25 protein-coding genes and 1 riboswitch are annotated in these 20876 nt (G+C 44.8%); of the genes, 12 read left to right on the top strand and 13 right to left on the bottom strand.

Going from position 1 to position 20876, the window contains the following annotated elements; all coding sequences use genetic code 11:
- The first annotated feature begins 164 nt into the window (after positions 1 to 164).
- From mpl to thiQ, 5 genes are all read left to right on the top strand, one after another.
- Entirely contained in the window at positions 165 to 1523 is a 1359-nt protein-coding gene (mpl, locus tag OCU50_RS12600) for a UDP-N-acetylmuramate:L-alanyl-gamma-D-glutamyl-meso-diaminopimelate ligase (protein WP_060468686.1), read from the top strand.
- Positions 1524 to 1560: 37 nt separating this feature from the next.
- Positions 1561 to 2184, top strand: coding sequence for a flavin prenyltransferase UbiX (locus OCU50_RS12595; protein WP_060468685.1), 624 nt, complete (start codon positions 1561 to 1563; stop codon positions 2182 to 2184).
- 43 nt (positions 2185 to 2227) lie between these two features.
- Positions 2228 to 2347: riboswitch (TPP riboswitch) on the top strand.
- Positions 2348 to 2400: 53 nt separating this feature from the next.
- On the top strand, positions 2401 to 3393 hold the full coding sequence (gene thiB / locus OCU50_RS12590) for a thiamine ABC transporter substrate binding subunit (protein ID WP_060468684.1): 993 nt from the start codon (positions 2401 to 2403) through the stop codon (positions 3391 to 3393).
- Positions 3394 to 3506: 113 nt separating this feature from the next.
- Complete coding sequence (gene thiP / locus OCU50_RS12585) at positions 3507 to 5102, top strand: thiamine/thiamine pyrophosphate ABC transporter permease ThiP (RefSeq protein WP_060468683.1); 1596 nt, start codon at positions 3507 to 3509, stop codon at positions 5100 to 5102.
- 10 nt (positions 5103 to 5112) lie between these two features.
- Positions 5113 to 5817: a thiamine ABC transporter ATP-binding protein gene (thiQ, locus tag OCU50_RS12580; protein WP_060468682.1), complete on the top strand. Its 705-nt coding sequence runs from the start codon at positions 5113 to 5115 to the stop codon at positions 5815 to 5817.
- A gap of 108 nt (positions 5818 to 5925) precedes the next feature.
- Here the strand turns inward: thiQ and yjgA are convergent, their stop codons facing one another.
- Positions 5926 to 6450, bottom strand: a complete 525-nt coding sequence (gene yjgA / locus OCU50_RS12575) for a ribosome biogenesis factor YjgA (protein WP_010435062.1) — start codon at positions 6448 to 6450, stop codon at positions 5926 to 5928.
- Between the two features lie 118 nt (positions 6451 to 6568).
- Between yjgA and pmbA the strand changes: the two genes are divergently transcribed.
- A complete protein-coding gene (gene pmbA, locus OCU50_RS12570; protein ID WP_060468681.1) occupies positions 6569 to 7912 on the top strand; it encodes a metalloprotease PmbA in 1344 nt (447 codons plus the stop codon).
- 77 nt (positions 7913 to 7989) lie between these two features.
- Here pmbA and mgtE read toward each other — a convergent pair whose 3' ends face one another.
- The 12 genes from mgtE to OCU50_RS12510 form a co-directional block, all read right to left on the bottom strand.
- A complete protein-coding gene (gene mgtE / locus OCU50_RS12565) occupies positions 7990 to 9345 on the bottom strand; it encodes a magnesium transporter (protein WP_060468680.1) in 1356 nt (451 codons plus the stop codon).
- A 149-nt stretch (positions 9346 to 9494) separates the two neighbouring features.
- On the bottom strand, positions 9495 to 9770 hold the full coding sequence (locus OCU50_RS12560) for an HPr family phosphocarrier protein (RefSeq protein ID WP_060468679.1): 276 nt from the start codon (positions 9768 to 9770) through the stop codon (positions 9495 to 9497).
- Positions 9771 to 9772: 2 nt separating this feature from the next.
- Positions 9773 to 10642, bottom strand: coding sequence for an RNase adapter RapZ (gene rapZ, locus OCU50_RS12555; RefSeq protein ID WP_046224446.1), 870 nt, complete (start codon positions 10640 to 10642; stop codon positions 9773 to 9775).
- Between the two features lie 4 nt (positions 10643 to 10646).
- Positions 10647 to 11105: a PTS IIA-like nitrogen regulatory protein PtsN gene (gene ptsN / locus OCU50_RS12550; RefSeq protein WP_017055329.1), complete on the bottom strand. Its 459-nt coding sequence runs from the start codon at positions 11103 to 11105 to the stop codon at positions 10647 to 10649.
- 1 nt (position 11106) lies between these two features.
- The gene (gene hpf / locus OCU50_RS12545; protein WP_017055328.1) at positions 11107 to 11394 is read right to left on the bottom strand and encodes a ribosome hibernation promoting factor; all 288 of its coding nucleotides are present in this window, start codon (positions 11392 to 11394) and stop codon (positions 11107 to 11109) included.
- Between the two features lie 61 nt (positions 11395 to 11455).
- Positions 11456 to 12916 (bottom strand): RNA polymerase factor sigma-54, encoded by a 1461-nt coding sequence (locus tag OCU50_RS12540; protein ID WP_060468678.1) that lies wholly within the window; start codon positions 12914 to 12916, stop codon positions 11456 to 11458.
- A gap of 54 nt (positions 12917 to 12970) precedes the next feature.
- Complete coding sequence (gene lptB / locus OCU50_RS12535) at positions 12971 to 13696, bottom strand: LPS export ABC transporter ATP-binding protein (RefSeq protein ID WP_004735304.1); 726 nt, start codon at positions 13694 to 13696, stop codon at positions 12971 to 12973.
- 2 nt (positions 13697 to 13698) lie between these two features.
- Entirely contained in the window at positions 13699 to 14193 is a 495-nt protein-coding gene (gene lptA, locus OCU50_RS12530) for a lipopolysaccharide transport periplasmic protein LptA (RefSeq protein WP_017055326.1), read from the bottom strand.
- Positions 14174 to 14737: an LPS export ABC transporter periplasmic protein LptC gene (gene lptC / locus OCU50_RS12525; RefSeq protein WP_060468677.1), complete on the bottom strand. Its 564-nt coding sequence runs from the start codon at positions 14735 to 14737 to the stop codon at positions 14174 to 14176. The genes lptA and lptC overlap by 20 nt, the downstream gene beginning before the upstream one ends.
- Positions 14734 to 15291, bottom strand: a complete 558-nt coding sequence (gene kdsC, locus OCU50_RS12520; RefSeq protein WP_060468676.1) for a 3-deoxy-manno-octulosonate-8-phosphatase KdsC — start codon at positions 15289 to 15291, stop codon at positions 14734 to 14736. Before kdsC ends, lptC begins: the two co-directional genes overlap by 4 nt.
- Positions 15291 to 16262, bottom strand: coding sequence for an arabinose-5-phosphate isomerase KdsD (gene kdsD, locus OCU50_RS12515; RefSeq protein ID WP_060468675.1), 972 nt, complete (start codon positions 16260 to 16262; stop codon positions 15291 to 15293). The genes kdsC and kdsD overlap by 1 nt, the downstream gene beginning before the upstream one ends.
- 34 nt (positions 16263 to 16296) lie before the next feature.
- A complete protein-coding gene (locus tag OCU50_RS12510; protein ID WP_060468674.1) occupies positions 16297 to 17262 on the bottom strand; it encodes a calcium/sodium antiporter in 966 nt (321 codons plus the stop codon).
- A 265-nt stretch (positions 17263 to 17527) separates the two neighbouring features.
- On the opposite strand from OCU50_RS12510, the gene mlaF reads away from it, so the two are divergent.
- The 6 genes from mlaF to ibaG all read left to right on the top strand — a co-directional run bounded on the left by mlaF (position 17528) and on the right by ibaG (position 20873).
- The gene (gene mlaF / locus OCU50_RS12505; RefSeq protein WP_060468673.1) at positions 17528 to 18322 is read left to right on the top strand and encodes a phospholipid ABC transporter ATP-binding protein MlaF; all 795 of its coding nucleotides are present in this window, start codon (positions 17528 to 17530) and stop codon (positions 18320 to 18322) included.
- A 1-nt stretch (position 18323) separates the two neighbouring features.
- Complete coding sequence (gene mlaE, locus OCU50_RS12500; RefSeq protein ID WP_060468672.1) at positions 18324 to 19103, top strand: lipid asymmetry maintenance ABC transporter permease subunit MlaE; 780 nt, start codon at positions 18324 to 18326, stop codon at positions 19101 to 19103.
- Positions 19104 to 19105: 2 nt separating this feature from the next.
- Positions 19106 to 19597 carry an outer membrane lipid asymmetry maintenance protein MlaD gene (mlaD, locus tag OCU50_RS12495; RefSeq protein ID WP_017055318.1) on the top strand — a complete coding sequence of 164 codons (492 nt, stop codon included), beginning with the start codon at positions 19106 to 19108 and terminating at the stop codon, positions 19595 to 19597.
- Between the two features lie 76 nt (positions 19598 to 19673).
- A complete protein-coding gene (locus OCU50_RS12490; RefSeq protein WP_235588157.1) occupies positions 19674 to 20297 on the top strand; it encodes an MlaC/ttg2D family ABC transporter substrate-binding protein in 624 nt (207 codons plus the stop codon).
- The gene (locus tag OCU50_RS12485; RefSeq protein WP_060468671.1) at positions 20297 to 20605 is read left to right on the top strand and encodes an STAS domain-containing protein; all 309 of its coding nucleotides are present in this window, start codon (positions 20297 to 20299) and stop codon (positions 20603 to 20605) included. Before OCU50_RS12490 ends, OCU50_RS12485 begins: the two co-directional genes overlap by 1 nt.
- Before the next feature lie 13 nt (positions 20606 to 20618).
- The gene (ibaG, locus tag OCU50_RS12480; protein ID WP_010435028.1) at positions 20619 to 20873 is read left to right on the top strand and encodes a BolA family iron metabolism protein IbaG; all 255 of its coding nucleotides are present in this window, start codon (positions 20619 to 20621) and stop codon (positions 20871 to 20873) included.
- Positions 20874 to 20876 lie beyond the last annotated feature (3 nt).

Here is a 20876-nt window from a genome sequence, read left to right as displayed (position 1 = left end):
TTAGATCTTTTTAATGGTAATGAACTAAGCGACACAGATCTCACTTACTATGTCGACTTAATTTGTTTTGCATTGCTACTCGCTTTTAATTGCCATTTCATGATAATGAGTGCAGTAGTTTGATTTAGACATGGTTCATTTAGCCAAGCGTTTGGAAGCAATTTATGCATATTCATATCTTAGGAGTTTGTGGCACCTTCATGGGTGGTGCTGCGGTATTGGCTCGTCAATTAGGTCACAAGGTTACCGGTAGTGACGCGAATGTTTATCCTCCAATGAGCACCTTGTTGGAGTCTCAAGGGATTGAAATTATTGAAGGGTTCGACCCTAGCCAATTAGAACCAAGGCCAGACCTTGTGGTCATCGGTAATGCGATGAGCCGTGGTAATCCGTGTGTTGAGTATGTATTGGATAATAACCTTAGATACACATCTGGCCCGCAGTGGTTGCAAGAGTTCTTGCTCCATGACCGTTGGGTTCTGGCGGTATCCGGCACGCATGGCAAGACCACAACATCCAGCATGCTGGCTTGGATCTTGGAAGACTGTGGTTATGCGCCGGGCTTTTTAGTTGGCGGTGTGTTGGGTAACTTTGGTATCTCTGCTCGTCTTGGTGAAAGCATGTTCTTCGTGGTGGAAGCCGACGAATATGACAGTGCTTTTTTCGATAAGCGATCTAAGTTCGTTCATTATCACCCAAGAACTTTAGTCATGAATAACCTAGAGTTCGATCATGCCGATATCTTCGATGATCTTGAAGCGATCAAGCGTCAGTTCCATCATTTAGTGCGTACTGTGCCAAGCAACGGCCGCATTTTTTCACCGAAGCAAGACACGGCTATCCAAGATGTTTTATCTCGAGGCTGCTGGAGTGAGACTGAATCGAGTGGTGAGCTTGGTGATTGGGATACCAAGAAGCGGGTTAAAGATGGCTCTAAATTTGAGGTGTACTTCCAAGGCGAATGTGTTGGAACCGTCGACTGGGATTTGGTTGGTGATCATAACGTTAGTAATGCTTTGATGGCGATTGCGGCAGCCAGACATGTGGGTGTGACGCCTGATTTGGCGTGTGAATCGCTGGCGAACTTCATCAATACCAAGCGTCGTTTGGAGTTTAAAGGTGAGGTTGCTGGTGTCTCTATTTATGATGATTTTGCTCATCATCCAACGGCGATTGAACTTACGCTTGGTGGTTTACGTAATAAGGTCGACACGAAAAAAATCATTGCCGTTCTAGAGCCTCGCTCTGCCACCATGAAGCGTGGTGTGCACAAAGAAACCTTGGCTGATTCGCTCAAACAGGCGGATTCTACCTACTTATTCCAACCGGATAACATTGATTGGTCTGTACAAGATGTTGCCGATGCGTGCCATCAACCCGCCCATGTAAGTGATGACATGGATGCATTCGTTGCTAGAATTGTCTCAGAGGCACAAGTGGGTGACCAAATCTTGGTAATGAGTAACGGTGGCTTTGGTGGTATTCATCAAAAGCTGTTGGATGGATTGGCACTCAAAGCTTAACTGATTTACGACTTTATAATTTGAAGTAATTGAGAACATGACAAAACACGATAAAGCGATAACTCTTGCTTTCACTGGCGCATCTGGTGCGCCTTATGGACTGCGTTTACTTGAATGCCTTTTGGCGGCCGATTATCAGGTCTATTTGATGATATCGTCGGCAGCGCGAGTAGTCTTAGCGACCGAGCATGAACTTAAGTTACCTGCTGGGCCGGAAGCGGCGAAACAAGCCTTAGTTAAGCATCTAGGCTGCGACTCAGAAAAGTTGATGGTGTGTGGCAAAGATGATTGGTTCTCACCGGTTGCATCTGGTTCTGCTGCGCCGAAGCAGATGGTGGTATGTCCATGCTCTGCGGGAAGTTTAGCGTCAATTGCTCATGGTTTATCGGATAACCTGATTGAACGAGCAGCAGATGTCGTCATGAAAGAGCGAGGCCAACTGTTGTTGGTGGTGCGTGAGACGCCATTTTCTACTCTGCATCTAGAGAACATGCACAAACTCTCAACCATGGGCGTGACGATCATGCCTGCGGCTCCAGGCTTTTATCACCAACCTAAGTCGATTGAAGACTTGGTTGATTTTATGGTGGCGCGCATTCTGGACCATCTTGGTATCGAGCAAGGTTTAGTGCCACGTTGGGGCTACGATCAACGTAATTGATCCAAACTTGATGGCTTATTGTTAAAATTCGAATTACAATTCTGAACACTCATCGGGGAGCTGACCATTCAAATAATGAATGCAAGCTGAGATCAAGCAGGCGCTTGGGACCCGTAAACCTGAACCAGATAATGCTGGCGTAGGAATTGAGTTAGGAACAACCTCTACCGTTCTCCTCCCTCAAACCTGTGCCGCTCAGACCATGGAGAGCGTCCAGTGAAATTCACATTAACTACCCTTGCTGTTTCTACAGCGATCTCTTTTTCTGCCTTTGCTGCAGATAACACTTTGACCGTATACACCTATGACTCTTTTGCAGCGGATTGGGGCCCTCGTCCTGCCGTAGAGAAAGCATTTGAAGAGAAGTGTGGTTGTGATGTGAACTTTGTCGCGCTAGAAGATGGCGTGTCTATTCTAAACCGCTTACGCCTTGAAGGCGGCAACAGCAAAGCTGACATCGTGTTAGGTCTAGATAACAATTTAATGGCTGAAGCGAAAGCAACGGGATTATTGGCGGAACACAAGGTTGATACGTCATCGGTAACACTGCCTAATGGTTGGGATGACAACACCTTTGTACCTTATGACTTTGGTTACTTTGCGTTTATCTATAACAAAGAGAAATTAGCAAACCCGCCTAAGAGTTTGAAAGAGCTGGTTGAGCAGCGTGATGATCTGGAGGTTATTTACCAAGATCCACGTACTTCAACACCTGGTCAAGGCATGATGTTATGGATGAAGTCGGTTTACGGTGATGACACAACGACAGCTTGGAAGAAGCTGGCTCAGAAAACCGTGACGGTAACCAAAGGCTGGTCTGAAGCTTACTCTATGTTCCTAGAAGGTGAGTCTGACTTGGTTCTGTCTTACACTACGTCTCCGGCTTATCATATCATTGCAGAAAGTGATTCTAAGTACGCAGCAGCGAGCTTCGAAGAAGGGCATTACACTCAAGTAGAAGTAGCCGCTAAGGTTAAAGGCAGTGAGAACGAAAAGCTTGCTGATGAGTTTATGGCGTTTATCCTAAGTGATGAATTCCAATCGGCGATGCCTACAGGTAATTGGATGTATCCAGTTACGGGTGTCGAGCTACCAAAAGGTTTTGAGCAGCTAACAGTACCGCAGAAAGCGTTGAGCTTTAGCTCTGAAGAAATCGCCGAGAAGCGTAAGCCTTGGATTCGTGAATGGCAGAGTGCACTTACTTTTTAACTGACTATTTAAGAAAATGAGCTTTCTAACGTATTTTTAAAAAACTAGCTTTCTGTATTTTAAGGTTCATTCGTGATGTTTGGAATGAACCATTTACGGTAAAAAATCAATTTATGATAAAGAAAACACCTAAGGTCGGGGTTTGGGTTGCGATACTCATTACCGCCTTCGTGGTTTCAGCAGTTGGGGCATTGCTTAGCAATGCCCCTTCTCTTGATATCAGCCAAGTATGGTCCGATCCTTACTATTGGCATGTAACGAAATTCAGCTTTTATCAAGCGACACTCTCAACTTTGCTGAGTGTTGGCTTTGCCATACCTATTGCACACGCTCTGTGTCGCAGACAGTTTTTTGGGCGCGCTTTGTTGTTAAGGCTGTTCGCGTCGACCTTAGTTCTACCTGTGTTGGTCGGTGTATTTGGCTTGCTGGCGATTTACGGCAACAGTGGTTGGTTAGCTAAATTCTTGGCGAACTTCGACATTGAGCTACCATTCTCGATTTATGGCTTGAATGGTATTTTGTTGGCGCACGTTTTCTTCAACCTGCCTTATGCCAGTCGTTTACTTTTGCAAGCGTTAGATACTGTGCCTACCGAGCAGCATAAACTGTGTGCCCACTTAGGCATGAGTCATTGGAATAAATTTAAATGGGTTGAATGGCCGAGGCTCAGACAGCAATTGCCGCATGTGTGTGGCTTGGTCTTCATGTTGTGCTTCACCAGCTTTGCTACCGTGATGGCGTTGGGTGGTGGTCCGAAATCAACCACCATTGAGCTAGCCATCTATCAAGCAATCAAATTCGACTTTGACCTACAAGCTGGCGCGCTACTCGCAATATGGCAAATGCTGCTGTGTGGTGTCTTAGCGGTGAGTATTCAGCGCTTGTCTAAACCTATCTCCGTAACAGCCAGCCAACTGTCGGAAGAGAAATATCTGGTTAAGGACAGCTGGTGGTCAAAAGCTTGGGATAGCTTTTGGATCATCGTAGTCTCAATGCTGGTATTGCCGCCACTAGCCATGGTCATATTCAGTGGCATTAATTCACAAGCTTTGATAGTGCTGAGCAGTGAGCCGTTCTGGGCTGCGTTAATGACCTCAGTTCGTGTCGCTTCCCTCGCAAGCATTATCGCCGTTGGTATTGGTATTGCGATACTCCTGACCAGTCGCGCATGGCGTTTGCAGAACAAGAATTTTCGAGCCGATAAAATCGAACTGATTGGTACTATTATTTTAGTGACGCCGGGCTTAGTGATTAGTACTGGTCTCTTTTTATTACTGCGTTCCTTTACTGATGTGTTCAGCTTGGCGTTCTTTATTGTGATTGCAGTAAACAGTTTGATGGCGCTGCCTTATGTGATTAAAACCTTGGCTCAACCTATGCTGCATCTTTCTCAGCAGTATCAGTATGTGTGTGCAAGTTTAGGAATGACAGGATTCACTCGCTTTAGGCTGGTGGAATGGCGCGCACTTCGCAAGCCAATGGCGCAGGCTTTCTCTATCAGCTTTATGTTGGCGATGGGCGACTTAAGTGCGATTGCTTTGTTTGGTAGCCACGATTTTAGAACTCTGCCTTTGTATCTATTTCAATTGTTAGGCAGTTATCAAATGGAAGCGGCTGCGGTGGTTTCAGTGAGTTTACTGTTATTGAGTGTGGGCATCTTTAGTCTGATTGAATTTTTGTTTACTCGAAGCTCAAAGCTAAAGAGTTAAGGAACCGATGATGTTAGTGATGAAAGAAGTGGATTACCACTATCACCAAGAGTTGTTTAGTTTTGATTTCCAAGCAGAACAGGGTGATATTGTTGCTTTGATGGGGCCTAGTGGTGCGGGTAAATCAACGCTACTCGCATTGGTTGCTGGGTTTATTGAGCCGACATCGGGTGAGATCTCGGTAGCAGGACAATCGCTGATTGGCAAAGAAGCGCATCAGCGTCCATTGGCGATGTTGTTCCAAGAGCACAATCTATTTGCTCACCTCACGGTGCGTGAAAATATTGGCTTAGGCTTGCATCCGGGGTTAAAGCTTACCGCAACCCAAAAGCTCGATGTTGAGCAAGCCGCTGCACAAGTCGGTGTTGCAGAGTATTTAGATAGGCTGCCTGAACATTTATCTGGTGGCCAACGTCAGCGTGTCGCACTGGCGCGTTGTTTTGTTCAACCACACGACATTTGGCTGCTTGATGAACCTTTTTCGGCGCTTGACCCTTTGCTTCGTGAGGAAATGCTTAACCTTGTTAGGCGATTAGCAGCAGAGCGAAGCATTACGGTGTTGATGGTGACTCACCATTTAGGGGATGCACGCAGTATTGCCAATAAGTTTGTATTTGTGGCATTAGGTAAAGTGTTGGTTGCAGACTCGATAGAGACACTGACGGCTGATCATCCACAGCAAGAGCTAAGCTCGTTTGTTAAAGCGGGTGAGTGACGATTCACCAATCTTGTTTAATATCTCTTGATATTGAGTACGTAGAAAGCAAAAGACCTAGCATGCGCTAGGTCTTTTATTATCTTTATAAGTAAAGCGAGACGAGGATTAGTCGCCTAGCTTTAGCTCTTTTAAGATTTGAAAAATTTCACGAGAAGCCTTGGCTGGCTTGTTCGCTGATTTTTCTTTGTTAGCTTGGCGCGCTAGCTGACGAAGACGTTGACGGTCTGCTTCAGGGTACATCTCCATAACGTCTGAAATGGCAGTATCGCCTTCAGCTACAACACGGTCACGCAGTTGCTCAAGCTTATGTAGCTCAGCGGTTGCTTGTGAGTGCTTGTTACGTACTTTATCCAAAGCCGCTTGAATTGGCTCAGGATCGACACTACGCATTACTTTACCAATGTATTGAAGTTGACGACGCTTCGCTTCATTTTTAAAGCGTTGTGCATCTTTTATCGCTTGTGCCAAATCTTCAGACAGAGGAAACTTGTCTAATACAGAAGGCTTTAAACCAACAAGCTCTTCTCCCAGCTTTTGCAGGGCATCCATGTCGGTTTTCATTTCTGTCTTACTTACCCAGATGATTTCTTCTTCTGGTTCCCATGGGGCTTTTTGGTTTTTGCGAGCCATCTTTTCTGCCTATGTCACTATCTCAAACGAATATATTGCCTATTTTAGCAAGAATCTTGGGGAGAAAGCGAAATTCTTGTTATCCTACGTAATATTGACCTACAAAATTAGAATAGATATGGATGTAAAACAGCAAGTCGCTCAGCAAAGAGTTGAGCTAGAAGCCGCAGTAGCAAAAGCATTGGACATGGCCTCTGTGAGTGCCGACGCCGCTGAAGTTGCTATTACTAAGTCAACGGGTTTAAGTGTTTCAACACGTATGTGTGAAGTGGAAAACGTTGAATTTAATAGTGATGGTGCGCTAGGTATTACTGTTTACCGTGGCCAGAAAAAAGGCAGCGCATCTACATCCGATCTAAGTGAAAAGGCGATTGCTCAAACGGTAGCGGCTGCGCTTGATATCGCTCAGTACACGTCTGAAGACCCATTTTCAGGTCCTGCGGCAAAAGAGTACATGGTAAAAGACATTCCAGACTTGGATCTTTTCCACCCTGATGAACCTAACCCAGACTATGCCGCTGAGATTGCGATTGCTGCTGAGAAGCAAGCGCTAGCTTATAGCGACAAAATCAAACAAAGTGATGGCGCGAGCTACGACAGCCATTACGGCGTTAAAGTGTACGGTAACAGCCATGGCTTACTAGCCAGCTACGCTTCAAGCCGCCATAGCACGAGCTGCTGTGTGATTGGACAAGGCGCTAACGGTGAAATGGAACGCGACTACAGCTATACCGTTGCTCGTCACCGTGACGAGCTGTGGACGCCTGAGCGTGTAGGCCAAGAGGCTGCAGAAAAGACTATCAGCCGTTTGGATGCGAAAAAGCTATCAACAGGCCAATACCCAATTATGTTCGCTAACGATGTTGCCACAGGTCTAATTGGTCACCTTGTGATGGCGATCAGTGGCGGAAACCTTTACCGTAAGTCGTCGTTCTTACTGGATCATCTAGGTCAGAAAATTTTGCCAGGTTGGTTCAATATCTCTGAGCGTCCACATATCTTACGAGGTTTGGCTTCAAGCCCGTTCGACAGTGAAGGTGTTTACACTCAAGATCGTGAGATCATCACTGATGGTGTGTTAGCAACTTACCTACTAACGAGCTATGCCGCGCGTAAGATGGATATGACACCAACCGGCCATGCTGGTGGTATTCATAACTGGTTCGTTAAATCGACCGGTCAAAACTTTGAGCAGATGCTGAAAGAATTGGGCACAGGTTTCCTTGTTACTGAAGTAATGGGACAAGGTGTAAACACAGTGACAGGTGATTACTCTCGTGGTGCTGCAGGTTTCTGGGTTGAGAACGGAGAGATCCAATACCCAGTATCGGAAGTGACGATTGCAGGTAATCTAAAAGACATGTTTAATCAGATCGTGGCAGTCGGTAACGATGTTGAAACGCGTTCACAGATTCAAACGGGTTCTATCTTGCTTGAGTCGATGAAAGTCGCAGGCGAGTAATTTAATTAACGCTATTGGATGAATTAAAAAAGGGAGCCGATGGCTCCCTTTTTGTATTTACCGAGTAGGCAATCAAGCTAGATCAGTATGGTCGCTAAGCCTAAGAATACCGATAGGCCAATAACATCCGTTACTGTGGTGAGTGCCATACCACCTGCCAATGCAGGGTCGATGTTCATTTTCTTCAACATCACCGGTATGGTTACACCGGCAATACCAGCGACAAGTAAGTTGGTCATCATCGCAGCGGAGATGATGCCACCCAGTACCCAGTTACCCTTCCAGGCTACTACGATACCACCAATGATAACGGCCCATAGAATGCCGTTTAGGAAGCCGATAGCCGCTTCTTTAAGTAGCAATTCACGCTTGTTACTATCACCAATATGACCGAGCGCTAAACCACGAATCACTAGCGCAACGGTTTGGTTACCGGCAACCCCGCCCATTGAAGGCACGATAGTCATCAGTACGGCAATTGCGGCCATTTGGTCGAGCGTTGCTTCAAACATGTTCGATACTGAAGCCGCTGCCAGTGCTGCAAGTACGTTGGCCCCAAGCCAGACGCTACGACGACGAGCGGATTTTACGACCGGTGCGAAGGTATCTTCGTCATCGTCCATACCCGCCATACTCATCATTGAGTGTTCAGCATCTTCACGGATGACATCAACCACGTCATCGATGGTGATACGACCCACAAGGTGCTGGTTACTATCGACTACAGGGGCAGAAACCCAGTTACGACGTTCAAACAGGCTCGCAATATCGGAAGCGCTGGTTTCAACGGCGATAGCTTCGTCTGCATCTTCCATCACCTCAGAGACTGCAACATCCGGTTGTGTTGTGATCAGGGTCGTTAATGATAAGTTACCAATCAAACGCTCTTCTTCATCGATGACATATAAAGTATCGGTAGCGTCCGGAAGTTCACCACGCATACGTAGATAACGCAAAACAACATCAACATCGACGTCACCACGAATCGTGATCACGTCGGTATTCATTAACGCACCCGCAGAATTTTCTGGGTATGATAGTGCTGTCTCAACCAAAGCACGGTCAACGGAGTCCATCTGAGAAAGGACTTCGCGAGAAACATCGTCGGGTAGGCTTCGAAGTACGTACGCGACGTCATCGGTCTCCATGCCTTCGGTTGCTTCTGCCAACGTTTCTGGTGCCATTTTTGACACAAGAGCATCTTTGACGTCTTCGTTTAATTCATCAAGAATTTCACCGAAGTCTTCAGGATCGGTGAGTTGCCAGAGTACATCACGACTTTTGCGAGGGGAGGCTTCTAAAAGGTGTGCAATATCTTCAGGCTCCATGTCCTGAAGTTGTCGGCGTACGTGAACAAATCGCCCATTTTCTAGGGCTTCGCTGACTTCTTGGAGGGTTTGGTGAGCTTGGTCAAATTCTAATTGCTCTGCCATATGTTCCTCCTATCTCATTATTCTAACAATACTTAGAATAGTAACTTAATTCTAGGGCTTATTTAAATCATTAACTTAGGTAGAACTAATATTTAATATTGGTTGGCTATTTATTTAAGTCTTAGGCGTTGTGAGTAACGCCTTTTCTCTTATTCGCCCTCATCAAACTTATCTTCAATGAGATGACAGACGGCATCAAGCGCTTGCTGTGAGTCGCTGCCTATGGCTTGAATTGTGATGTGTTGCCCTTGTGCTGATTCCAGCATCAATAGCCCCATAACGCTGTCTGCCGTCGCGATCTTATCGTCTTCGCTATGGATAGTAATGATGGCATCAAAGCTTTGTGCAAGTTCAACCAACTTTACTGCTGCTCTAGCGTGAAGACCCAAACGGTTTTGGATCAGTACAGTTCGAGTGAATTCCATGGTTAGCCCTGTTGGTGCTTCTCTAAGGAGGCGTGTCTGATTTGTACTTGATGACCAAGTTGTTCGAAGTACTCACCAATTTTTTGTGTCAGATAAACCGAGCGGTGTTTACCGCCAGTACAGCCAATCGCGACCGTTAGGTAGCTACGATTATTCTTCTCTAACATTGGTAACCACTGCTCAACAAAGCCTTGGATCTGTTGCTTGAGTTCAATAACTTCGGGGTGTTTTTCTAGAAAAGAGTGAATCGGAGCATCAAGACCGGTTAATGGCCGTAGGTCTGGTTCCCAGTGAGGGTTTGGCAAGAAGCGAACATCAAACACATAGTCAGCGTCACTTGGTAAGCCAAACTTAAAACCGAACGATTGAAAGACAATAATCAGCTCTTGCTTCTCTTTGCCTTCCACTTTAAACCGAACCTTTTCACTCAATTCGTAAAGGTTGCATTCACTGCTGTCAATTACAATGCTGGCTTGCTCTGCAAGGGGAGCCAAGAGTGTTTTCTCTAAATCGATAGCTTGCTCAAGTGATAGCTTTTCTTGACCAATAGATAGAGGGTGAATTCTACGTGTTTCGCTATAGCGTTTGAGCAGTGTTTGCTTACTCGCATCTAGGAACAAAACGTTCACGTCAATATCAGTGGCAGATTTTAGTTGTTCTAGTGTATCTGTGACTAATTGAGGCTCTTTCGGTAGGTTACGAATATCAATACTAACGGCAACGTTTTGATTGATCTCACTGACGGATTTGACGAAGTCGTTGAGTAGATTTACTGGTAGGTTATCGACACAGTAATACCCCAAGTCTTCGAGGACTCGTAGCGCAACACTTTTACCGGCCCCCGATTGGCCACTTACAACGATTAGTCGCATATTATTACTCGCCAGATGGTACTTGAATCATGATGTCATAAAGCTCTTGATCACTTTGAGCATTACGCAACTGTTTAAGAGTCTGCTTGTCGTTAAGGCGTTCTGCCATGCAAGAAAGGGTTTTTAGGTGTTCCTTACACTGTTCGCTAGGGACAAGAAGAGCAAATAATAGGTCGACAGGGCGGTTGTCAATAGCGTCAAATTCGATTGGAGCTTGGCATTGCAGCAGCACTGCGATCGCTTTATCACTGACACTCATACGAGCATGAGGAATAGCGATACCATTACCAATACCAGTACTGCCCATTTTTTCACGGCTCAACATGCACTCAAACAGTTCTGTTGAATCTTGACCGCAGCTTTCTGCTGCAATCTGGCTGATGAGTTCAAGGGCTCTTTTTTTGCTCGTGCATTGGACAGCACTTTTAGTGCAGTCCAATGAAAGTACTTCGCTTAATTGCATGTTAGTGGCTACTTAGCTTTTCTTTGTGCTTGTTGAGTTGACGGACTAGTTTATCAACTAATGAATCAATCGCAGCATACATATTTTCATCTGTTGCTGTTGCATGGATTTCTCCTTGATTAACATGAAGAGTCGCTTCTGCAATTTGATCAACTTTCTCAACTCGTAATACAACCTGGACGCTATTGATATGATCAAAAAAGCGCTCAAGTTTGTCTAATTTAGTGTGAACATAGTCTTGCATTGAATCGGTAAGATCAACGTGATGGCCTTGAATATTGATTTGCATAGACTTTCCTTTTCAGTTGGTTGCCTGGCTATAACTAAATTAAATAGCGAGTTAAATTATTTTACAGCAGGCGTTTACGCTGACTTGATGGGGCAATACCCAGAGATTCACGGTATTTCGCTATGGTACGTCGAGCTACCTGAATTCCTTGGTCAGCCAGCAAAGCAGCAATTTTACTATCACTGAGAGGTTTCGCGGTATTTTCCGCCGCGACCAGCTTCTTAATGAGCGCGCGAATTGCTGTAGATGAACATTCACCACCATTGTCGGTGCTAACATGGCTCGAGAAAAAGTATTTGAGCTCAAAGATGCCGCGTGGTGTATGCATGAACTTTTGAGTCGTCACACGGGATATTGTGGATTCATGCATCTCAACAGCTAATGCAACATCGTTTAGGACCATTGGCTTCATTGATTCTTCGCCATGTTCGAAGAAATCGCGCTGATGTTCAACAATGCATCTCGCAACTTTGAGTAACGTCTCATTTCGGCTTTCTAGGCTTTTAATTAGCCACTTTGCTTCTTGCAAATTCGATCGAATGTACTGATTGTCGGCGCTGTTGCCTTTGCTACCAAGAGCTGCGTATTGCTGATTTACCTTAAGCTTAGGCACGCTATCAGGGTTTATGGTGACTATCCATTTACCGAGCTCTTTGAAAACTGAAACATCAGGAACCACATATTCAGTTTCATCCGGTGTAATTTTGCTGCCAGGGCGAGGGTCCAACTGCTGAATTAGTTGCATAACCTCACGCAGTTCTGCTTCCTTCAACTTGGTTTCTTTTATGACAAGTTTATAGTCACGATTACCTAGTTGATCGATATGGCTAGTAAGTACTAACTTAGCTTCATTAAGCCAAGGGGTATCTTGAGGGAAGGTCGCGAGTTGCAGTAACAAGCAATCTTGCAGGTTCACGGAACCAACGCCTAATGGGTCAAATTGCTGAATTCGTTTGCGAACGGCTTCGATCTCATCAAGCTCGATCTCTTCGTTATCAAAGTTTTCAAGGATATCTTCACAAGAAACAGTGAGGTAGCCATAATCATCAATGGCATCGATCAGCGCGAAGGCGATACTTCGGTCAGTGTCAGTGAAGGGGGTTAAGCCGAGTTGCCAAAGTAGGTAATCGTGCAGGCTTTGTGTGGTTTCGCCTTGGTAAACAGGCATGTCATCATCAATCGCAATGCCAGTGTTACCCGTATTTGCGCTGTAGACATCTTCCCAAGTTGTGTCGATTTCGAGTTCGTTGCCAATCTCTGATTTTTCGATTAAATCTGAGCTATCAGGTAAGTCTTGCTCTGTGGCTTCAACTGTTTCTTTCTCGTCACTGCTAGGTTTTTCTTCCGATGTCGGCGTATCTTCATTGCCTTCTTCGACATCGAGTAGTGGGTTAGATTCAAGTGCTTCTTGGATCTCTTGTTGCAAATCTAAAGTAGACAACTGCAACAAACGAATCGCTTGCTGCAATTGAGGGGTCATTGCTAACTGTTGACCTAGCTTAAGTTGTAATGAGGGTTTCATTCAGTGTGACTTACCTAGTTATTATTCTTAGAACTCTCGATACTCTCTATCTAATCATAGACGGAATTGTTCGCCTAGATAAACTTGTTTAACTTGTTCGTTATTGAGAACATCTTCAGGAGTTCCCTCAGCGATCAGGTGTCCTTGGCTTACGATGTAAGCTTTTTCACATACGTCTAATGTTTCACGAACGTTGTGGTCAGTAATCAAAACGCCCAAGCCACGATCGCGTAGGTGAACAATGATTTTCTTGATATCGATAACCGAGATCGGGTCAACACCAGCGAACGGTTCATCCAATAGAATGAACTGCGGGTTTGCTGCTAGTGCACGAGCAATCTCAACTCGACGACGTTCACCACCCGACAGAGCCATACCATTACTGGTGCGAATATGTTGAATGTGGAACTCTTCTAGCAGGTCTTCTAGCTTATCTTGACGCTGTTCGTTGGTCATCTCATCACGGGTTTGTAAAACCGCCATGATGTTGTTCTCTACAGACAACTTGCGGAAAATCGATGCTTCTTGAGGTAGGTATCCGATACCAAGGCGAGATCGACTGTGCATTGGCAAGATACTGATGTCTCGGTCATCAATGCTGATGGTGCCTTCATCACGAGCAACCAGACCAACTATCATATAGAACGACGTGGTTTTACCTGCACCGTTCGGTCCAAGCAGGCCAACGATCTGACCTGACTCCACCTGCAAGCTAACGTCGGTTACTACCTTACGTTTGCTGTATGTTTTCGCTAGGTTTTTTGCTTTTAGAACAGCCATCGTTACTTATTCACTTCCGTTGGTTGTAAAACCGTTGACACACGTTTGTTCTCACCACTGTCAGCGACTAATTTCTGAGAGCCGATCTGGTAAGTGATCTTAGAACCACGAATAATGCTGCCATCTTGAGATAGCATTGCATTCTTGGTCATGATCAATCGGTCAGCAACAAGCTGGTAATGTAAATCGTCAGCTTCACCGTAGAGTGTTTTCCCGTCGTCAGTAAGTTGAGAGAAGGTTGCTGGCTTACCGAAACCTTGAATTTCTTCAATCTCACCGTTTACGGCATTACGGGTAACAATGATCTTATCGGCATTGATGTTGATGCTACCTTGCTTAAGGTTTACATCACCAAGGAACGTCACTTGATTACTTTTCATATCCAGTTGCTGGCTGTCTGAGTCAATGTAGACAGGCTGCTCGCTATCCGAAGAAAGGGCATAGACATTAGGTGCCGCAAGGGTCAAAGCGAATAAACTAAGGTGTAAGAGTTTCATATCTACCTTGAACAGAATTAAAGAGAGTTGCATTGTTGGTACCGAAGTTACCTTTCATTGCTTGCCCCTCAGTTTCAAAAAATGTACCGATCATATGGACCGGAGTCTCTGAATAAAAATCTCGGCTAGTTAGCTCAACAACCATTTCATCTGTGGTCATCGTATCGAAGCTCGCTTCGGGTAACAGGTTCTTGGCCACTACGTTGTCATAAAAAGTGACAACTTGATTCTCATCCATAATCGCGCGATCGGCGGTAACTTGCCATTCAATTGTGTGTCCTTCTCGAAATACCGAAAGAACTGGATTTTGAAAGTGCGTGTCGCCCACCACTGAGTAGTGTTCTAAATAGGTCGATTCAACCTGATAGCTACGGATACCTGATTGGTCATAGCTAATGTTGTTTAGACTTTTGCCACTAAACGCGGGCAACTCCAAATTTGGAGCTACTTGTATCGTCGATGTTTGCTCTTTGTCGTATAGATAATAGGTCGACCAAGAGGCAATAAATATGAGTATTAAATAGATAATACGAGTAAAACTCATATGCTTAAACCTTTATGCACGTCGAGTTCATTTCTTGCTTGTAAAATAAGGTCGCACACTTCACGTACCGCGCCATGACCACCGTGAATAGTTGTTACGTAATTTGCTCGCTGTGCAAGTAGTGGGTGACCATCTGCTACACATACCTTCAAGCCAACTTTTTCCATTACAGGCCAATCGATCAGATCGTCTCCGATGTAACCCGTATTTTCAGGGTTTACAGAAAGCTTATCGCAAATATCTTGGTATGCCTTAACTTTATCGTCTTGACCTTGGTAAATAAGCTTAATGCCCAAAGCAGTCATTCGATTCTCAACAATCTGAGATTTACGGCCAGTGATGATCGCGATTTCAATGCCAGCGTTCATCAGTGATTTAATACCGTAACCGTCACGAGTGTGGAACGTTTTCAGCTCTTCACCATTGTTACCCATGTAGATGCGGCCATCAGAAAAGACGCCGTCTACATCGCAAATTAGGAGTTTGATCTCTTTTGCTACTGCGAACACATCAGAATCTACTGTGCCGTATAGGGTTTCGACTGTCTGTGTCATTACATTACTCCTGCTTTCAGTAAGTCATGCATGTTTAAGGCTCCAACCAATTTACCTTCTTGGCACAACATCAGGCCATTGATGCTTTTAGCTTGCATCAAGTTTAGTCCCTCTACCGCAAGCATGTTTGGTTCTGCTACCGTTGGGTTAAGTGTCATCACATCGCCGATCTGAGTGTTATGGATATCAACGCGTTTGTCTAAGATGCGGCGTAAATCACCATCGGTAAAAATACCGGCCATTTGACCATCTGCGCTAACGATGGCTGTCATGCCTAGGCCTTTTTGAGATATTTCTAGTAGCGCGTCTCTTACTAGTGCATCTGGTGCTACAACAGGAAGTGCATCGCCTGTGTGCATGATGTCGTCAAGTTTTAACAACAATTGACGACCTAAAGCGCCACCAGGGTGAGACAGTGCAAAATCTTGAGCAGTAAAGCCTCGCGCTTGTAAAAGTGCGACGGCTAATGCATCACCCATAACCAAAGTCGCCGTGGTACTGGTGGTTGGTGCTAAGCCCAGTGGACACGCCTCTTCCGGTACTGAAATTTGTAAATGGATATCAGACAAGGTCGCCATGTTTGATAAGGGCTTACCCGTCATGCTGATGATCTTTATGTTCAGACGCTTTAATACTGGGAACAGGCTAAGGATTTCTCCTGATTCCCCAGAGTTGGATATCGCAATTACTATATCGCCAGGTTCAATCATGCCTAAGTCACCATGTGCCGCTTCACCTGGGTGTACAAAGAAAGCCGATGTGCCGGTACTTGCAAGAGTTGCCGCGATTTTGTTACCAATGTGGCCTGATTTCCCCATGCCCATCACAACGACTTTACCTTTGTTGTTCAGGATAAGGTCGCAAGCCTTGCAAAAATCATCATTAAAATATTGGTCTAATTGGGTGAGACCTGCAACTTCGGTGTCCAAAACTTGTTTTGCAACACTGCGGTAATCAAATGGCTGAGACATCAAATACTCCAAGTACGAGAAGTTAAATTAACAATTAAGCCGACATATTCATTAGTAGGTAACTTTGATAGGCCACGAACGTCACGATTAACACACCGCCTTCAATACGATTCACGCTACGAGACTTCCCTAGTGCCATGACTACAAGCAGTAGCGAGACGCCTAGCATTACCCAGAAGTCACGGCCCATAACAAACTCGCTCAAGATTGAAGGGTTTAGGATGCCCGGGATCCCCATTACCGCAAGGATGTTGAATACGTTTGAACCGATGAGGTTACCAACGGCCATATCATCTTCACCTTTCATCACACCAGCAAGCGACGCTGCAAGTTCAGGTAAACTAGTACCAACGGCAATGATGGTTAAACCAATCACTAGATCACTCATGCCGAAATATTTCGCGATGATCACCGCGTTATCAACCAGCATGTCGGCGGCCAAAGGCAGAATGATCAAACCAATCACGACCCACATCGCGGCTTTAGGATTACTTACACCTTGAGGAATTTCGGATTCTTGTTCATCCAGGAAGGCATCGCCGTTTTTCTTCTCACTGCGGCTGATTTGCAGCATGGCAAACAAGAACGCGGCAAAAAGTACAAACAGTAATACACCTTCATAGAATCCTAAGTGGTTATCCCAAAGGATTGCGCCTGCTAATAAAGTGACACCAATCATTAATGGTAGTTCACGGCGAATGACGCCAGAGCTAATCGATAACGGCTTGATAAGCGCTGTAATACCTAAAATCAGGGCGATGTTTGCGATATTTGAGCCGATCACGTTACCTACGGCGGTATCTGTTTTGCCGTCAAGGGCTGCAGTCGCAGAAACCATCATTTCAGGAGCTGAAGAACCCATTGCTAAGATCGTCATACCGATAACTAGTGGTGAGATACCGAAGTTGCGAGCAAGAGCCGCGGCGCCGTAGACCAGCTTATCTGCGCTCCACACCAAAAAACCTAGACCGATAATAAGAAACGCAATCGCTTCAAGCATGATGATTCCTAAAAAATTAATAAAAAACGAAGAATTAACCGCTAATTTTGACCTGTTGCTAGATAAAAGGGAAGTCACTCGGCAAATTAATTACCAGTTAGTCGGTAAGAAAAAGAGCTGAATAGATAATTTTCTAATGCTTTCAAATCCCTGCATAGATTCATGTTTAATATGAATTAATTGAACAGTGCTTTTAATTCTAAAGTAGACTCATTATTATTGCAGCCATAATTGGCGTTTTTTAAAGCAAGGAAACAACAAAAATATGTTGAACACTGAGCTTGTGAAAGTTAAGAACCTTAGCTTCTCTCGAGGAGAGCGACTTATCTTTGATGATATTAGCTTGGAGGTGCCTCGAGGAAAGATTACTGCGATCATGGGACCGTCTGGGATTGGCAAAACAACCTTGCTGCGTTTGATTGGTGGCCAATTGTCGCCAGATGAAGGCGAAGTCTGGTTTGATGGAGATAATATCCCTGCATTATCACGCCGAAAGCTATATCAGGCCCGTAAAAAAATGAGCATGCTTTTTCAGTCTGGTGCACTTTTTACGGATCTCAATGTTTTTGATAATGTGGCTTTTCCATTAAGGGAACATACCGAACTCAATGAGAAGTTTATTCGTACCATCGTATTGCTTAAGCTTGAAGCAGTAGGGTTACGAGGGGCTGCAGAGTTAATGCCGAGTGAGTTGTCTGGCGGTATGGCGAGACGAGCGGCGTTGGCTCGTGCTATTGCGTTGGATCCGGAGCTTATTATGTATGATGAGCCTTTTGTTGGCCAAGACCCTATCACCATGGGTGTGTTGGTCGAACTCATCCATAATCTTAACCAAGCCTTGGGTTTAACCTCCGTCATTGTGTCGCATGATGTTCCTGAAGTGATGAGCATTGCCGATTGGGTTTATCTGATGGCTGATGGGAAAATCATTGCAGCAGGTTCACCTGAAGATCTGTACAGCAACAGCGATCCACGAGTGCAGCAATTCTTGCAAGGTGAAGCTGATGGTCCGGTGCCATTTAGATTCCCAGCAAAGAGCCTAGAAGAGGATTTGTTTTAATATGATTGCTAAAACTATTGCGGGTGTCGGTAGACGCACACTTGCGATTTGCGAGTCATTTGGTCGAGCAAGCCTGATGTTATTCGGGGCTTTGTTTGGCATTCCGAGACTAAAAAACTTCCCTTTATTAGTTAAGCAACTTTATAGCGTTGGTGTTCAGTCATTAGCTATCATTTTAGTTTCGGGGTTGTTTATTGGCATGGTACTTAGCCTGCAGGGTTATGTCGTGTTAATTGATTACGGCGCTGAGGGGAACCTTGGTCAAATGGTTGCACTTTCATTGTTACGAGAGCTGGGGCCTGTGGTAACTGCTTTACTATTTGCAGGTCGTGCGGGCTCAGCGTTAACGGCTGAAATTGGCTTAATGAAAGCAACGGAGCAGATCTCTAGCCTTGAGATGATGGCTGTCGATCCTATCAAACGTATTATTGCGCCGCGTCTTTGGGCGGGGCTTATTTCAATGCCACTGCTCGCTATGATCTTTATGGCGGTCGGGATTTGGGGCGCTCAGTTAGTTGGTGTTGATTGGAAAGGTATTGATCACGGCAGTTTCTGGTCTGCGATGCAGTCTTCAGTTGAACTTGGCCGAGATATTGGTAACAGCATGATCAAATGTATGGTCTTCGCTATCACCGTAACTTGGATCGCACTTTTCAATGGTTATGATGCAGTACCGACCTCTGAAGGTATTAGTCAGGCTACCACACGCACTGTAGTGCACTCTTCTCTAGCGGTATTAGGGCTAGATTTTGTTCTTACCGCATTGATGTTTGGGAATTAATCATGCAACAAACTCGAAAATTAGAATTATGGGTCGGCACCTTTGTTATTGCCGGAATTTGCGCAATTTTAATCATGATCTTTCAAGTCGCTGACGTAAAAGGCATAGGTTCGAATCATACTTATAACCTGAAAGCGACATTTGATAACATTGGTAGCCTAAAAGTTCGCTCTCCGGTGAAAGTGGGTGGTGTGGTTGTTGGCCGAGTGCAAAGTATTCAACTTGATACTGAAAGCTATCTCCCTATGGTTGAATTATCTATTGATGCGAAGTACTCACAATTTCCAGATACCTCTAGTGCTCAAATCTTAACGTCTGGCTTAATCGGTGAGCAGTACATCAGTCTGGTTCCAGGATTTGTTTTTGACGACGAAGAGATGTTGGTTGATGGTGATTCCATCGAAGACACTAAGTCTGCGTTAGTGTTAGAAGACTTGATTGGCCAAGTGTTGTATAGCGTTGGTGGCTCTGATGAAAACGAAGCTGAGGAGTAGTCTCATGTTAAAAAACAGTATCCTGTTGAAGAGCTATAACATGCTTAAAGCGAGTACCATCTTGAAAAGATGGTTTATGACAATGGTTACTTTGCTGATGTCGACTCAGGTTTTGGCGGCCGAGCCTATCGACCGCACCCAGCCTTACCAAATGATGAAACAGGTCGCTGAAGTTGCCTTTGATCGCTTAAAGAGTGAACAAAAAAATATCCAGCAAGATCCTGAATTATTGAAGGTCATTGTGGAAGAAGAGTTAATGCCCTATGTGAATGCTCAATATGCGGCACTTAAACTACTCGGGCCTAATTTGAAAGGTGCGGATAGAAAAGATGTGTTTGTATTTATCGATTCATTCCGTAAATATCTCGTTTCTTCTTATGCTCAGGTGCTGACCCAATACACAGATCAAACGATTGAATTTGGTCCAGAACCCAAAATCAAAGCGGATAGCCGTATTACAAGTATCAAAGTCGATATTATTGATACACCACGACCAAATATTAAGCTTGAATTTAAGCTACGCAAAGACAAGAAATCGGGCGAGTGGAAGGCATTTGATATGGTTGCTGAAGGTATTAGCCTACTATCCAGTAAGCAGTCAGAGTGGAATACCAAGATTCGTCAAGAAGGTATCTTACAGGTGGCTGCTGAATTAGAGAAATTGGCTGCACAACCGATTCGTTTTGAGAGTAGCAAATAATGAGTCATTCTCAATGGCAAACGCTAAGCTCTAGAGAGTATCAGCTTCATGGCGATTTGGACCGTGACAGTGTTCCTGCAATCTGGCGTATATTGGAAAAGTGGCAAACGACGGAATCGAGCGTTGAAATTGACCTTAGCCATATAAATCGAGTCGATTCAGCAGGAATGGTGATGCTAATTCACTTATTAGAGCATGCAAAAAATCAAAACTGTCATATAATGCTCAGTTTCGTGCCAGAACAATTACGAACGTTGTTCCAATTGAGCAATATCCAGCCAATGATGGCAGAACACACAAAAAATTAGGCAGGAGCTATTTGTGGACAGCACAAAAGTACAAGAATTATTAGCAGAGGCACTGAACCTTCAGGAGATTTTCGTGAAGGGTGAAGGCAGTCATTACGAAGTTGTTGCGGTTGATGCATGTTTTGATGGCATGAATCGAGTTAAGAAGCAGCAGCTAATCTACGGCCCATTAATGGAATACATTCAACGCAATGACATCCATGCTCTTTCTATTAAGGCTTTCACGCCGGAAGAGTGGGAACGTGATAAGAAACTGATGTCACTTTAAGGT

Source organism: Vibrio toranzoniae, from assembly GCF_024347655.1.
GTDB lineage: Bacteria > Pseudomonadota > Gammaproteobacteria > Enterobacterales > Vibrionaceae > Vibrio > Vibrio toranzoniae.
This window is presented reverse-complemented; position numbering and strand designations above follow the sequence as displayed.